Origin of the sequence: Treponema phagedenis (assembly GCF_008153345.1) — a bacterium.
GTDB lineage: Bacteria > Spirochaetota > Spirochaetia > Treponematales > Treponemataceae > Treponema > Treponema phagedenis.
Genome location: NZ_CP042818.1, coordinates 2981773 through 2995484 on the forward strand (window position 1 = coordinate 2981773; position 13712 = coordinate 2995484).

The following is a 13712-nucleotide window of genomic DNA, read 5'->3' on the forward strand; positions in this document are numbered from 1 at the left end:
TTTTTTTGATAACCCGATTGTTTAACTCACTCAATACGAATCATAAACTTTTATAAAACTAATACAGCGTTTTTTTAATAAATCGATTCGTTTTTAATACATCTTACCAAAACGTAAAAAATTTTATAAAAAAGAGTTCGACACAACGGTTTCATTTTGCCGTCCATGGCAAAATGAAACCTGCGAGTTTTAAAAGCACTTTAAAGCAGCTGTGCTTTTAAAACGTCACTTCTGTTTGGAACCACCGCCGTCCGCGGCGGTTCTGAGTTTTTGACGTCCTTGTCAAAAACTAAACCAGGAGTTTTAAAGCTTTGTAAATTACTTTACTTTAAAACATCGTTTGGAATTTCGCAACGGTGAGCAAACTTACCATAGTGATGCTGAAGCTGCAAGCCTCCTGTTGATGTTCCCATAGGCATAACAGCAACGTAAGCACAAAACGTTCTATTAGTTGTTTTGGGATAGTATTGTTTTTGACTTCAGTAAAATTAAAAAAGCCGGCAGTGTTTTAGCCGGCTTTTATTATACTTTTTAAACAAAAGTTTTTCTTGCTGTTTGCAAAGCTTCTCACATCAAGCGTTATAAACCAAATGCAAGCAATCAACCTCCCTGATATTGAAACCAGCGCGCAAGAAAACCCGCAATTTGTTTGAACGGTGTAATTCCCGTTTTTGAGTATTCTTCTAAAGCAAACCCCAGCTTTAAAAACCCTCTGCTTATGGCGGCTAATCCCGATGTCAGCATAAGGATACCGAAGATGATTATTAAAATCCCGGAAATAATTTTAACCGCTTTCATATGCTGTTTAAACCAATTGAGGATCGGTTCCGCCTTATCAAAAAAGAGTCCTACCAATAAAAACGGAAGCCCCAACCCGAGTGAATACATGGCAAGCAGCAGCGCCGCATAAAGCGCATTCCCTGAGCTTGCCGCATAAAATAAAATTGAGGACAAAATAGGTCCGATACAGGGCGTCCAGCCTGCGGCGAAAAGCATTCCGAATAAAAATGCTTTCACGGGGCCGGCGTTTTTCATATCAGTGTGCCCCCGCTGCTCGGTGCGCAAAAAAGGAATAAAGTCAAAAATAATATTGATCCCTAAAAGTATGACTAGCCCGCCGGCAATTCGAGTAATAATTATAAGGGATCGCCCGCCGGCAAGCTGCATTCCCCCGCCGAACAAAAGGGACAGTAATACAAAAACAGCGGTAAACCCCAAAACAAAAAACAGACTGCGGAAAAATAACTGCAGCCGCGCCTTTCCTTCTCTGATATTGCTTACAGACTCTCCTGAAATAAACGAAAGGTACACAGGGATAAGCGGCAAAACGCAAGGACTTAAAAACGAAAGTAAGCCCGCCAAGAGAGATCCTAAAATTCCGGGAGCACTATTCATTTGCCAACTCTTTAAAAATTTTAATAATTTCAGGCTGATCGTATTCAAGCCCGCCGATAACAACGGCAACGATTTTTCTTTCTTTATTGATTACATACGTGGTGGGAATTCCGCGTGAAGCAAAAATCGAACTCCATGTACCGGACTCGTCAAGATACACTGGGAAAGAATATTTTTCTTTAGAAATAAACGCTTCTACCTGCGATTTTGATTCTCCGACATCAACCGCTACAATTTGAAAATCAGTTCCCTTCATAAGCTTGTGCATTTTTTCCAGTGAAGGCATTTCCGCGCGGCAGGGAGGGCACCACGTTGCCCAAAAATTAAGCAGGGTTATTTTTCCATGCAGATCATCCGCTTTTATTGTACCGCCTTTTAAGCCTTCAACAGAAAAATCTGCAGGGATATCCATCGGCTTCGGATAAATATAAAATCTAAATTGTTCAAGCTGCCGAATCCCGCTTGCGGTTTTTGAATCCGCTTGAGCTTCTTTCTCTGAACACCCAAAAAAGAACAGCGCAACCATAAAAGGCAGCACCATGGTTTTAATATTTTTACTAAGTCTATTCATAATTTTAATATACTTGAAAATAAAATTTTAGGCAATCTTTCGTATTACAATGACTGAAAAATAATGTAAAATCAACACGGGCTTTGTTACATACGCCATGATAGTAGTATCACGCCCATTTGATACCTCGATTAGATTTTTAATACAGCCGCTATAAATCATAAAATAAAAAGAGTTCGACACAACGGTTTAGTTTTTGACGTCCATGTCAAAAACTAAACCACGAGTTTTAAAAGCACTTGGAAAAAGTTTGTGCTTTTAAACATCGTTTCTGCGTGGAACCACTGCCATCCGTGGCAGTTCTGAGTTTTGCCGTCCATGGCAAAACCAAACCTGCGAGTTTAAAAGCTTCAATTTTACAAAACAGTGTTGATGCTTTTAAACATCGTTTCTGCTTGGAACCACCGCCGTCCGTGGCGGTTCTGAGTTTTGCCGTCCATGGCAAAACCAAACCTGCGAGTTTAAAAGCTTCAATTTTACAAAACAGTGTTGATGCTTTTAAACATCGCTTCTGCTTGGAACCACCGCCATCCGTGGCAGTTCTGAGTTCGACACGGCGCAACGGCGAGTAATTTACCATAGGAATGCTTAAATCTGCACTCCCTTATTGTTGATACTCCGATTTTTATAACAGGAAGTTAATTACAAAACATTATACTAGTATAACGTTTTTTAATTAAGTTTATATTCGAGAGCGTCGGTTATAACCGCTTCAGAAACATCGAGATCATCAAGATTGTATTTCCAATGGAATACGACCGGCTCTTCATTAATCTCGTCAAAGTATTTATACAGTCGATTAACTAGCTCTGTTTTTGATTTTACTCTCATGCCCCGCAACAGTTGTCTTGTTAGTTTGCTGAAAAATCCTTCAATCATATTTAACCACGAACCATGTTTTGGCGTAAACACAAACTCAAATCTTCCCGGTACCGTTGAAAGATATCGAATGGTTTCTTTGGAGGTATGTACTTTTAAGTTATCCAAAATGATTCTAATTTTATCTTCTTGCGGGTATCGTTCATCAAGTATTTTAAGAAATTGTACATAATCTTTACTGGTGTGACTGTCGCTTACAAGAGGAATGGCATCCCCCGTCTGTAAATCAATGCCTGCTAAAAGTGAGAGCGTGCCAAGCCGTTTGTATTCATAATCACGGCGAATGCATTGATGGGTTTCATCAGCAGGTAAATCATCGCTTGTCGTCGCGATAGCTTGTATGCCGGGCTTCTCATCATACGAAACAACATGGATATTCTTCCCTTCTTCTGTCTGTAATGGCTTATTTTCCTCAAAATAAAGTTCAAGTTGCTTATAAACGAGCAAAACATTGTGCATTTTTCTATCACAGTCAGGGTCTCTGTTTTCACAGTAATATTCTATTTTGTAAGGTTTAATGTCTGCTTCAGTTAGTATTTTAAATACCGTTGTTTTATGGATAGTAGCGAGCCGTAGGTATCCTGCACTTTCAGCGGTGGTGTTAATATGCTTTGTTAACAGTGCGTAAGTCCATGTTTCTGCAGCATACCCAAAAGTAGTCGGTTTTTGACAAGCGAGATTTATAATCCACGATTTCTCTTCATCGGTAATTTCCGGATTGTTTCCGCGTCCGGGTGCATCGGTGAGAGCATGCTCTACGCCGCCCTGCTTATATTTCTTAAGGCAGAGCGCAACGCTTCTATACGTATAGCCTACCTTTCCGGCTGTTTCCTTAATGGACAGCCCCTTGCTTTTAAGCAAAAGTATTCGTGCACGCGTAAGCGTTTGTGCTTGGATTGTTCGTAAACGAACAAGTGATTCAAGGTACGTGAGCTCTTCAGGATTTAGTTCAAGTTTACTCGGCGGTTTGGGCATGCAATACTCCTTAGTGATAAAAAACTGTTGAGATAGTATCACAAACCAAAGAAAAATACAATATACTTTTCAGAAAAACGTTATACTACAATAGAGCATATCTCGTGTTTAGTTAAACAAAACCCGACATTATGCATGGTTTTTACACAAGATTAGGGGCTTGACATTACAAAAAACGATTTGTGTTATATAACAACCTCTTTGCTTTAGGGCACCTCTAAAAACCCCCTTTAAAAAAGATTAAAAAGATGATAAAATGAGGTATGAAACAAAAAGGATTATTTGATGAAGAAGATCGTTTAAGAGTATTAAGTAAGCTAGGAGATAGTCTTGAAAAATTAAACGAAAAAATAAATTGGGAAATATTCAAGCCCCTATTAAAAAAAGCATTAACTAAAGAGCCAAAAGGTTTAGGCGGAAGACCTGCATACGATTATGTAATGATGTTTAAAATAATAATTTTACAAAAATTATACAACATAAGTGATGACCAAACGGAATATCAAATAAACGATCGGCTATCCTTTATGAGATTTTTAGGATTGGAATTAAAAGATAAAGTACCCGATGCAAAAACAATATGGCTTTTTAAAGAAAAACTCATTGAAGCGAGAGTATCAAAAAAATTATTTGAAAAGTTTGGAAAAGAATTAGCTAAAAATAACTTAATAGGAAAAGAGGGAACGATAATAGATGCGACAATAGTAGAAGCACCGATACAGCATAACAGCAAAGATGAAAATGAACAAATCAAAAACGGAAAAATTCCTGAACAATGGCAAGAAAAACAAAATAAGGCAAAATTATCGCAAAAAGACTGTGATGCGAGGTGGACAAAGAAGCATAAACGTAATTATTACGGTTATAAAGATCATATAAAAATAGATAAAAAAAGTAAGCTTATATTGAAAGCAACGGTAACAGCAGCCAATGTTCATGATAGTAGAGAGTTAAAAAATTTAGTTGAAAGGAAAGATGAAAGATTATACGCAGATAGTGCCTATATAGGAGAAGAAATAGAGGGGATTTTAAAAGCGAAAGGGATAGAAGGACAAATTTGTGAAAGAGGAGCAAGAGGGAAACCTCTTACTAAAAAACAAAAAATCGGTAACAGAAAAAAATCAAAAATACGGGCAAGAGTTGAACATGTATTTGGCTTTATGACAAACTCAATGAAAGGTATCTATGTAAGAACGATAGGACTAGCTCGTGCAACATTTTCGATAATAATGATGAACTTAACATACAACTTATGCCGATATTGCTATCTAAAGAAGTAAAATGAGAGAGCATATAGGTAATAAAATGGAAAAGTAAGAGAACTAAGATAAAGAATCCAAGTTTTACACTAGACAATTTATAAAAAAGCTACTAAAATAATAAATAGGTACACTAAAAAATAGGTTTTTAGAAGTGCCCTTTAGTACCTCAACGGCAACAAAAACAAACAAAGGATAAAGAAATATGGCACCACAGTATTTTATACTCATAATTGCAGCTCTTTTAATCTATGGAATTGTAACCATGATCATCTTCAAAAAGAAAAACCGCGAAGCAAAGGACAATTACCTGTCCCTCTATCCTAACTCCTGCAAAGTCTTTTTGAAGAGCAGCTTCATTGGTGTTGCATCCAGCAACATCGAAGTTCGCAGCATCGACGGAGTCAAAGCGGCATTTGCAGACCACGAAAGTATTTACGTCAAGCCGGGTAAAAGCGTTCTCGAAGTCAGGTTTACCTCCCATCGCAAAGGTGTTGTTTTCAAAAACGTCCATGCAGCCACCGACTTCATCCCTTTTGAAGTCGACCTTCAGGAAGGCAAAGAATACACCCTCTCATTCGACAAGAACAATGGATTCCAAATCGCAGAGCGAAAATAGCATCGGCTCGAGGATGCTTAGGTAAATTTTTCATGCTTGTAAGAATTTTGCGACGATAGCAAATTTTTAAAGACAGAAGGCTTTATGCGGCTTTCTTTTTTCCCACAGGTTTGCTTTTAATAGCGCATTTGTGGTTTTACTTCCCATATAATGATGAATTAATTATCCGCCTCCACGACAAGAGTTGAGAAAACTCTCGTCATATATGGCGGATAATCAGCCGATAAAAAGTCCGTAAAACATTTTATAAAAAATTACTGTTACCGAAGAATTAACAGATACCCGCCGGCAATGGCAAGTAAAACATACAGTATCCGATATCATTTTTGTTGTTCTCGTTGCAACAATCGCAAATACCGATGAATACGAAAAACCAACGTGATATCTACTGAGGAAAATACGGGGTGATGGCTAAAAAACGGATGCAGATTATGAAAGGCTGTGAGGGGTTGTGTCAGGAGCCGCATGAGACGGCAGCTATTTTGCCACCGTCTTATACATCGCTATCGGCCTAATTGAAGCTTAGAGGTTTTCCTTTAAGAAGTCTTCTATAGCTTTTGCTGCGGCACTTTCGTCATCTCCCTCGATTGTAATAGTAATCGGTGTTCCTTGTTTAATTCCAAGACTCATGATTGCGATCATTCTTTTGCCGTCTGCTGTTTTGTCATTTCCGGAAATGGTTATTTTACTGCTAAATGTTTTTGTAAGAGCAACAAGCTTTCCGGCAGGACGAGCGTGTATTCCAATCGGGTCGGTAATTGTGTAAGTAAATGTTTTCATTTTATCTTCTTTGTTAGTATACATAAATTTGACAGTCCTTTTAGGAATTTTTCTGTCAGTTTTCTGCCGTTTTCAGCATGATGCCAAAAACGGCGTTTGATTGATATGTCGGTTTGTAAAATCAAGCACATCGCCTAAAATGACTATCTATGTACTTTGAGTTTATACCATCCGAACTCTATTTTATTCATGAACCGGTTTCTTTGTCAATCCTAAAAGCAGCGCACCAACGATGGATCCTGCCAAAAGGGCAACAAGATACATAAGCGCACCTCCTACCACCGGGAAAACAAATATTCCGCCGTGAGGAGCCATTAAAGTACAGTTTGCCGCCATTGAAATACCGCCGGCAAGTGCCGAACCGATGATACAGGCCGGTAAAACCCGTAAGGGATCGGAGGCTGCAAAAGGAATAGCCCCTTCGGTGATAAAGGAAAGCCCCATAATAAAGTTTGCAGGGCCTGCCTTTCTTTCTTGGACAGTAAACTTGTGTTTGAATATAATGGTTGAAATAGCGATTGCAATTGGTGGCACCATTCCGCCGACCATGACGGCTGCCATAATATTGTAATTGCCTGCCGCTATTGAAGCGGTGCCGAATACATAGGCGGCTTTATTTACCGGACCTCCCATATCGACGGACATCATCCCTCCAAGGATAATACCGAGTATAATGCTGCCGGAGCCTGATATTCCGGAAAGTGTAGTATTTAAAACCGTGTTCAGTGCTCCGATGGGCGGCTCAATTACAAAGGTCAGTATCAAGCCGGTAACGAAAATCCCGAGAAGCGGATACAACAAGATAGCCTTAATTCCGTCAAAAGCTTTGGGCAAACCTGAAAGAAGTTTTTTTATCAGCTGCACACAATATCCCGCAATAAAGCCTGCAGCCATTGCACCGAGGAAGCCGCTTTTTCCGTTAGCGGCAATGTATCCGCCGACAAATCCGGCAACAAGCCCCGGACGGTCTGCAATACTCATCGCAATAAATCCGGCTAATATCGGCAGCATAAAGCTAAAAGAACCGCCGCCTATTGACATAAAGATTTTTGCAATCGGTGTTATTGAACCGAAGCCTGAGCGTTGATCGACAGGCAGAGAATTGAGATCAACAGTTAATCCGTCAATTAAGAAAGCAATAGCGATTAAAATACCGCCGCCCACAACGAAGGGAAGCATATATGAAACGCCGTTCATAAGATGAGTATAGATTACATGAGCTACACTGTCTTTTTTATAATCTTCACTTTTATGTGCTGCTCCCGTATCATTTTTTGCATGATAGATTGAAGCATCTCCCCGCATTGCTTTTTCAATAAGAGTCTCGGCTTTATTAATTCCATCAGCAACTTTGCACTGGATGAGCTTTTTGCCGTTAAATCTTTCGAGCGGAACCTGTGTGTCTGCGGCAACAATAATGCAATCAGCTTCCGCAATTTCAGCTGCGGTCAGTTCGTTTTTCGTACCGCCGGTTCCCCGTGTTTCTACTTTAATGGTACAGCCCTTTGCAAAAGCATGTTTTTGCAAAGCTTCAGCCGCCATGTAAGTATGCGCAATACCGGTGGGACAGCCAGTTACCGCAAGGAGTTTTGCTTTTGCGTTTTCTGTCGGTTGGTGAGGCATTTCCTGTGCATCTTTTTCAGACTCTGCTTCATCAATAACAGAAAGGAATTCATCAATATTTTTTGCTTCAAGAAGATTTTTTGTAAAATCCTCATTGAGTAGCAGTGTTGAAAGTTTGCTTAAAACATCAACATGCACATTATCCTTTGTTTCCGGAGCGGCAATAAGAAAAAGTACTTTTACTTTTTCTCCGTCCGGAGCATCAAAGTCAACCCCGTTAGAGAAAGTCATTGCCGCAAGGCCTGCTTCTTTTACCGCATCGCTTCTACAATGCGGAATTGCAACCCCGTCTCCTACCGCAGTGGTAGCCTCTTCTTCGCGGGCATATACTCCCTTGGCATATTTTGCCTTATCCGCAATTTTTCCGCTTGCTGCCATTAAATCAATAATTTGATTAAGCGCATCGTCTTTGTTTCCTGCAAATCCGTTTAGTGAAATACTTTTCGGATCAAGCAAATCTCTTATACGCATAAATCCTCCTATAAAAAGTTTTTCCTTCGCTTTTTTAAAACATTGCTTGAAAAAGCTGAAGTTAATAAGTTATGTTTTGCAAACAAAATATGAAGCAAAACTCATCAGATACACAGACAGGAGATTTTAACCTGCTTGTGTGATATTAAAACCACAGGCACTGTTTTCCGTGTTTTAATTTCCGTATTAAAAATTAAACTGCTGATTTTTAAGCAATTCTTCTACCTGATACCGCTTTGCAAGCTCTTCGGAAAACGCGCTTGCAGAACCGGTACACAAACCCATCTTGAAAGCTTCGGTGTATGAATTGGTTTCTAAAAATCCCGCAATAAAACCAGCTACCATGGAATCTCCGGCGCCGACTGAATTTACTTTTTTTCCTTTTGGAGCGGCGCTTTGATACACCGATCCTTTTTCGTTTATAAAGAGCGCTCCGTCCCCTGCCATAGATATGAGTACATTTTGCGCGCCAAGCTCTCGTATTTTTTTTGCATAAAAAATAATTTCTTCCGTTGTAGTAATTTCCGTATCGAAAATTTCCGAAAGCTCATGTTTGTTCGGTTTAGTTAAAAAGGGTTTATATGGGAGCGTATTTTTTAATAAATCTTTTGTTGCATCGACAATGATTTTTGTTTTCTTTTTTTGTAAGAGTTTCATAATATCAACATAGAGAGTTGAGGAAAGCGTAGATGGAATACTGCCGGCAAGAACAAGAATATCATCATCTTGCAAGGCGGCTATTTTGCTAAAAAGTTTTTCCACATCCGCAGCTTCAATAGATGGTCCTTGTCCGTTCATTTCGGTCTCTTCATCGGATCTCAGTTTTACGTTGATGCGGGAAATTCCGTTTTTAACGGAGATAAAGTCATTGGTAATTCCTTTCTCAGAAAGCATGGCGCAGATTTTATCGCCGGTAAAGCCCGCGGCAAATCCGAGCGCAATTGAGTTAAACCCAAGGTTACGCAACACAAGGGAGACATTAATCCCTTTCCCACCGACATTAATCCGCTCGGCGGTAACTCGATTTAACACACCGGTTTGGAAGTTCGGCACATCAATAATGTAATCAAGTGAAGGATTAATTGTTACGGTATAAATCATTTTTCACCTCTCATAATTTTTTTATCCTACCTCAATAATATTTCTATACTCTGAATATGAGGAGTCCGGTAAAGTTGACGTAATAACGGTCGCCTTCATAAAGTCGGCAAAGGTAACGCTGGCAAGTTTTGAAAATTTGCTTGCATCGCAGATAACATAGCGTTTATGCGTACGTTTCATCGCAGCCTTTTTAATGAGTGCTTCACTTATGTCGGGCGTGCTGAAACCGGTATTCGGGCTCACCCCGTTTGTTCCCCAAAAACCTTTAGTAAAATTATATTTTAAAAGAGATTCTATTGCTTCTTCTCCGACGACCGCTTCGCTGGTTTGTTTAATTTCTCCGCCTAAGATATAGGTACGAAACCCCCTCTCCGAAAGGCGCTCCGCATGGGAAAAACTGTTTGTAACAAAAGTAATATTTTTTTGACTGATGAAATCGATCATGCAACCCGTTGTAGTCCCCGCATCAAGATACACAAAATCATCTTGTTGAATGAGAGAGGCGGCATAGCGCGCAATTTCAAGTTTTTCCGATTGGTTATGAGTTTCGCGAGAAGAGACTGAAACATCTTTTGTGCTGAATGTTAGGTCTTTTGTAATTGCGCCGCCGAAAACTTTTGTAAGTCGACCTTGCGAATGCAGGCTGTTAAGATCTCGGCGAATAGTTGATTCGGAAAAATGCAATTTTTCGGCAAGCTCTTGCACCGTTACGGATCCTTTTACATCAATAAGAGAAAGTATTTTATCAAATCGTTCTTCTGCAAGCATTTTTCTAAATTTAAATTTTTAAAGTGATTTTAATTAAATTGAGCAAGTCTTTAAAATTGCTTAATTTAATACTCTTAACATATAGTTTTATTATAAATCCTGTTTTATTCAAAGTCAAGCAAAATAATTCAAATTCAAGCAAAACTATCCAAAATAAATCAGATTTTTTTTGATTTAACGGCTGTATAAAACGTGAACAGGATATTTTTAGTAAAACAAGGTATTTGCCGAGTATTTTTACTTTTGACTGGACTTTTTTGCTGATATTTAGTATCTTATATTAAGAATGATTATTAATATTGAATGGAGGTAATTTATGGAAAATTTTAATTTAATCGGTAGAAAGATTGCTGATTTTAAGCTTCCCGCGTATCATGACGGAAAGTTTATTGAGGTTTCAAATGAAACAATCAAGGGGAGTTGGGCAGTATTTATGTTTTATCCTGCGGACTTTACCTTTGTTTGTCCGACAGAATTAGCTGATTTAGGACATGTGTATCCTCAGTTTAAAGAAATCGGTTGTAAAGTTTTTTCCGTTTCAACGGATAGCGAATTTGTTCACAAAGCATGGGCAGACGCAACCGATACAATCAGGAACCTTCCGTATCCGATGATTTCCGATAAAACAGGTAAGTTTGCCGATTCTTTCGGGATTTTAATTCATGATGCATGGCAAGCACTGCGCGGTACCTTTGTAATTGACCCGAACGGAATTATCAAGGCATATGAAGTGCATGACCTCGGAATCGGACGTGATGCTGATGAGCTTTTGCGCAAGGTAGAAGCTGCTCAGTTTGTGGAAAAGCACGGCGACCAGGTTTGTCCCGCAAAGTGGAGACCGGGCTCAAAGACTTTGACCCCTGGAATTGACCTTGTAGGCAAGCTCTAATATTTTCCCCGTTTTTTGAAAAAGCCGGTGCGTTTTAAAGCGCACCGGCTTTTTTTTATTTTTCTGCTTGCATATTTTAAAAATACGATATAATTAATAAATATTACTTAAAGGTTGTTTACTGTTTTATGTACGATCCGGTTTGTTTAAAAAATTTCTCACTATACCGCATTTTGGCACGGAATTCTCTCTCTCTCTCTCTCTCTCTCTCTCTCTCTCTCTCTCTCTCTAAATAAATAAAACCGCTTCATTACCGGAAAAAACTAAGTCCGGTTTTCAATATAGTTTCTTTTCGAAGATACGTTTTTTACAACTTCAAAAACTTTTTATTCTTTTTTTCTTAAACCGACGTTATTTGTCGGGTTTGGTATGGTATGCCGTTTTTAAGAATAAAATAAAGCGTACTATCACCGTTATAAAATGCGGACTTCCGAGCTTTTTTGATTACCGAAAAAGCCATAGTCAAAATATACACGCAGCCATACGGCTGCAAAGGAGCATTATTATGAAAAAAGCAGTATTTTTCTGCTTGTTGTTGGGTGCGGTGTTTGCAACCGCTTTTGGTCAGGAAGAACCGCAGGAACCGAAAGAGCCTAAAAAAAATTGAGTTCCTTCTGTCGCCGACAGTTGGGCTGTCAGACATTGAAATGGGGCCGATATCAGTGGTAAACGCTAATGTAGGTTTAGACGCTGGACTTATAACAAAAAGCGGATTTACCGTCATGGCTAATAACCATGTTTTAATCGGCGGTGCACTAAAGTATTCTGATTCTGTTTCTTATTATGATTATGATAGGCACTTTAAAGCTAAAATGAGAGGCGTCGCATGGCTTGGAACATTGTTGTTCGGATATTCCTATCGCGGTGTCAAAAATTTATACATACATGCTTCCGGCGGTATCGGCATTCAGTATGGAGGATTCGGTTCAACAGCAGGATCAGAGGAATCTGTTAGTTTCGGCTTATTAAACCTCAGCTTTCCTGCAATCCGTTTGGCTGCACAATACTATTTTACCGATTTAATCGGTATCAATATCGGTTTGGAAGATGCGGTCGGTTGGGGTTATAACAGCATCAGTGGGAGCCGGTGGCTATGCGCAAACACCTTTACGCTTAAAGTCGGCCCCTCATTTAGACTGTAGTCGTGTATGACAGCGCAGCAACGCAGCTTTTGCTGCGCTGCCGGCTTCGGCAAGCGGCGGTTCCAAGCAGATGGGTTTGTTTTTGCCTATGGTATGTCTACCCGCCGTTGCGAAATTCCAAACGATGTTTTAAAACATCAACACAAAACTGTAAAATTGAAGATTTTAAACTCGTAGTTTAGTTTTTGACAAGGGCCTCAAAACTCAGAACGGGCACGGACGCCCGTGGTTCCACGCAGCAGCGACGTTTTAAAAGCACCGCCGCTTTCAAGTGCTTTTAAAACTCGCAGGTTTCATTTTGCCACGGACGTCAAAATGAAACCGTTGTGTCGAATTCTTTTTATAAAAAATAGGCGATTCTAAAAGGCAGCGAGTCGGTAAATCCTATTTTTTTATAGGCAGTGATGGCGGCAGTGTTTTTTACCTTTACAAAAAGCGCAAGATTTTTTCCCGCCTGCATTCTGTCCCGTACGAGATGAGCGGTAAGGGCGGTTGCAAGTCCGCGGGTGCGATAGGCGGGGAGCGTGTATACGCCGCCTATTTGGTTCCAGTTGAAGCCTTGCGCGTTGGTTCCCGCTTTAGCAATCGGGGTTTCATTTATTGAAGCGTGAAAAATTATTTCCGATTGCAGCTTTGCTTTTAGCTGTTTTAAACAAACAGGAGTTTTTACCGTTGCCGTATTTGAAAGCACTTCGGTATTTTCATAATCAATTTGCAAGGGTAAAAGTTTCTCCGCATCATCTAAGGTTGAGCGGGAAAAGTGTACACCGGAAAATTGTATACCGGCAAAAAAGTTTTGCTGTATTTTTTCGAATGCGGTGAGCAGCATGAGGGTGTAATTTTCAATTCTGGAAGGACTTTTTGCAAAGTATCGCTTGAGCAGTGTTTCAAAAAGTATGGTTCTATCCGCAATGCCCATAATTGAATGAATTGAGAATTCAAGGAAATAGCCGGCAGCTTGTTCAATTAAGGAATCGCTGATTGATTCATCAATATTATGAAGGAGTATGCCGTTTGCGGTAAGTAAAAGTACTCCGCAAACTTTTTGTGGCTTTGGAAAAACTGCATAAAACAGCAAGCACTTGCGCACAAAATGTTTCGGGCTTTTTCCCAAAAAAAAATCTCGTAATTCACGCAGTTTTTCCGCCAGGTTTATACTATAAGCTTCTCGCAATATAATAAATTGAATTGCCTCGTCAATATTTTTTTTAGTAATTGATTTAAGACGATATTGCATAGG

13 protein-coding genes are annotated in these 13712 nt (G+C 39.5%); 4 read left to right on the forward strand and 9 right to left on the reverse strand.

Annotation, left to right across the window (positions count from 1 at the left end):
* Positions 1-600 precede the first annotated feature (600 nt).
* The 4 genes from FUT79_RS13055 to FUT79_RS13070 all read right to left on the reverse strand — a co-directional run bounded on the left by FUT79_RS13055 (position 601) and on the right by FUT79_RS13070 (position 3820).
* Entirely contained in the window at positions 601-1395 is a 795-nt protein-coding gene (locus FUT79_RS13055; RefSeq protein ID WP_148879895.1) for a cytochrome c biogenesis protein CcdA, read from the reverse strand.
* A complete protein-coding gene (locus FUT79_RS13060) occupies positions 1388-1966 on the reverse strand; it encodes a TlpA family protein disulfide reductase (protein WP_148889720.1) in 579 nt (192 codons plus the stop codon). Before FUT79_RS13060 ends, FUT79_RS13055 begins: the two co-directional genes overlap by 8 nt.
* 229 nt (positions 1967-2195) lie before the next feature.
* Positions 2196-2546: a hypothetical protein gene (locus FUT79_RS15185; protein WP_044634418.1), complete on the reverse strand. Its 351-nt coding sequence runs from the start codon at positions 2544-2546 to the stop codon at positions 2196-2198.
* Between the two features lie 92 nt (positions 2547-2638).
* Entirely contained in the window at positions 2639-3820 is a 1182-nt protein-coding gene (locus FUT79_RS13070) for an IS630 family transposase (RefSeq protein WP_148889722.1), read from the reverse strand.
* Between the two features lie 263 nt (positions 3821-4083).
* Between FUT79_RS13070 and FUT79_RS13075 the strand changes: the two genes are divergently transcribed.
* Both FUT79_RS13075 and FUT79_RS13080 read left to right on the forward strand, forming a co-directional pair.
* Complete coding sequence (locus FUT79_RS13075) at positions 4084-5100, forward strand: IS5 family transposase (protein WP_024751992.1); 1017 nt, start codon at positions 4084-4086, stop codon at positions 5098-5100.
* Between the two features lie 184 nt (positions 5101-5284).
* Positions 5285-5698, forward strand: coding sequence for a hypothetical protein (locus tag FUT79_RS13080; protein WP_002699598.1), 414 nt, complete (start codon positions 5285-5287; stop codon positions 5696-5698).
* Between the two features lie 522 nt (positions 5699-6220).
* Here FUT79_RS13080 and FUT79_RS13090 read toward each other — a convergent pair.
* The 4 genes from FUT79_RS13090 to FUT79_RS13105 all read right to left on the reverse strand — a co-directional run bounded on the left by FUT79_RS13090 (position 6221) and on the right by FUT79_RS13105 (position 10441).
* A complete protein-coding gene (locus tag FUT79_RS13090) occupies positions 6221-6478 on the reverse strand; it encodes an HPr family phosphocarrier protein (protein WP_024753062.1) in 258 nt (85 codons plus the stop codon).
* A 183-nt stretch (positions 6479-6661) separates the two neighbouring features.
* Complete coding sequence (locus tag FUT79_RS13095) at positions 6662-8572, reverse strand: PTS fructose transporter subunit IIABC (RefSeq protein WP_024753061.1); 1911 nt, start codon at positions 8570-8572, stop codon at positions 6662-6664.
* 186 nt (positions 8573-8758) lie between these two features.
* Positions 8759-9673: a 1-phosphofructokinase gene (pfkB, locus tag FUT79_RS13100; RefSeq protein ID WP_024753060.1), complete on the reverse strand. Its 915-nt coding sequence runs from the start codon at positions 9671-9673 to the stop codon at positions 8759-8761.
* A 21-nt stretch (positions 9674-9694) separates the two neighbouring features.
* Complete coding sequence (locus tag FUT79_RS13105; protein WP_002699592.1) at positions 9695-10441, reverse strand: DeoR/GlpR family DNA-binding transcription regulator; 747 nt, start codon at positions 10439-10441, stop codon at positions 9695-9697.
* 316 nt (positions 10442-10757) lie between these two features.
* Between FUT79_RS13105 and ahpC the strand changes: the two genes are divergently transcribed.
* Positions 10758-11330, forward strand: coding sequence for an alkyl hydroperoxide reductase subunit C (gene ahpC / locus FUT79_RS13110; protein ID WP_002699590.1), 573 nt, complete (start codon positions 10758-10760; stop codon positions 11328-11330).
* A gap of 647 nt (positions 11331-11977) precedes the next feature.
* A complete protein-coding gene (locus tag FUT79_RS13115) occupies positions 11978-12472 on the forward strand; it encodes a DUF2715 domain-containing protein (protein ID WP_148879211.1) in 495 nt (164 codons plus the stop codon).
* 340 nt (positions 12473-12812) lie between these two features.
* On the opposite strand, the gene FUT79_RS13125 is transcribed toward FUT79_RS13115, so the two are convergent.
* On the reverse strand, positions 12813-13709 hold the full coding sequence (locus FUT79_RS13125; protein ID WP_002699586.1) for a GNAT family N-acetyltransferase: 897 nt from the start codon (positions 13707-13709) through the stop codon (positions 12813-12815).
* Between the last annotated feature and the right edge of the window lie 3 nt (positions 13710-13712).

Bases quoted from the DNA above. Each gene is read 5' to 3' on its own strand.
- FUT79_RS13095 (WP_024753061.1), bottom strand. From the start codon at position 8,572: ATGCGTATAAGAGATTTGCTTGATCCGAAAAGTATTTCACTAAACGGA.
- FUT79_RS13070 (WP_148889722.1), bottom strand. From the start codon at position 3,820: ATGCCCAAACCGCCGAGTAAACTTGAACTAAATCCTGAAGAGCTCACG.
- FUT79_RS13125 (WP_002699586.1), bottom strand. From the start codon at position 13,709: ATGCAATATCGTCTTAAATCAATTACTAAAAAAAATATTGACGAGGCA.
- ahpC (WP_002699590.1), top strand. From the start codon at position 10,758: ATGGAAAATTTTAATTTAATCGGTAGAAAGATTGCTGATTTTAAGCTT.
- FUT79_RS13080 (WP_002699598.1), top strand. From the start codon at position 5,285: ATGGCACCACAGTATTTTATACTCATAATTGCAGCTCTTTTAATCTAT.
- FUT79_RS13075 (WP_024751992.1), top strand. From the start codon at position 4,084: ATGAAACAAAAAGGATTATTTGATGAAGAAGATCGTTTAAGAGTATTA.
- FUT79_RS15185 (WP_044634418.1), bottom strand. From the start codon at position 2,546: ATGGTAAATTACTCGCCGTTGCGCCGTGTCGAACTCAGAACTGCCACG.
- FUT79_RS13060 (WP_148889720.1), bottom strand. From the start codon at position 1,966: ATGAATAGACTTAGTAAAAATATTAAAACCATGGTGCTGCCTTTTATG.
- FUT79_RS13055 (WP_148879895.1), bottom strand. From the start codon at position 1,395: ATGAATAGTGCTCCCGGAATTTTAGGATCTCTCTTGGCGGGCTTACTT.
- pfkB (WP_024753060.1), bottom strand. From the start codon at position 9,673: ATGATTTATACCGTAACAATTAATCCTTCACTTGATTACATTATTGAT.
- FUT79_RS13105 (WP_002699592.1), bottom strand. From the start codon at position 10,441: ATGCTTGCAGAAGAACGATTTGATAAAATACTTTCTCTTATTGATGTA.
- FUT79_RS13115 (WP_148879211.1), top strand. From the start codon at position 11,978: ATGGGGCCGATATCAGTGGTAAACGCTAATGTAGGTTTAGACGCTGGA.
- FUT79_RS13090 (WP_024753062.1), bottom strand. From the start codon at position 6,478: ATGAAAACATTTACTTACACAATTACCGACCCGATTGGAATACACGCT.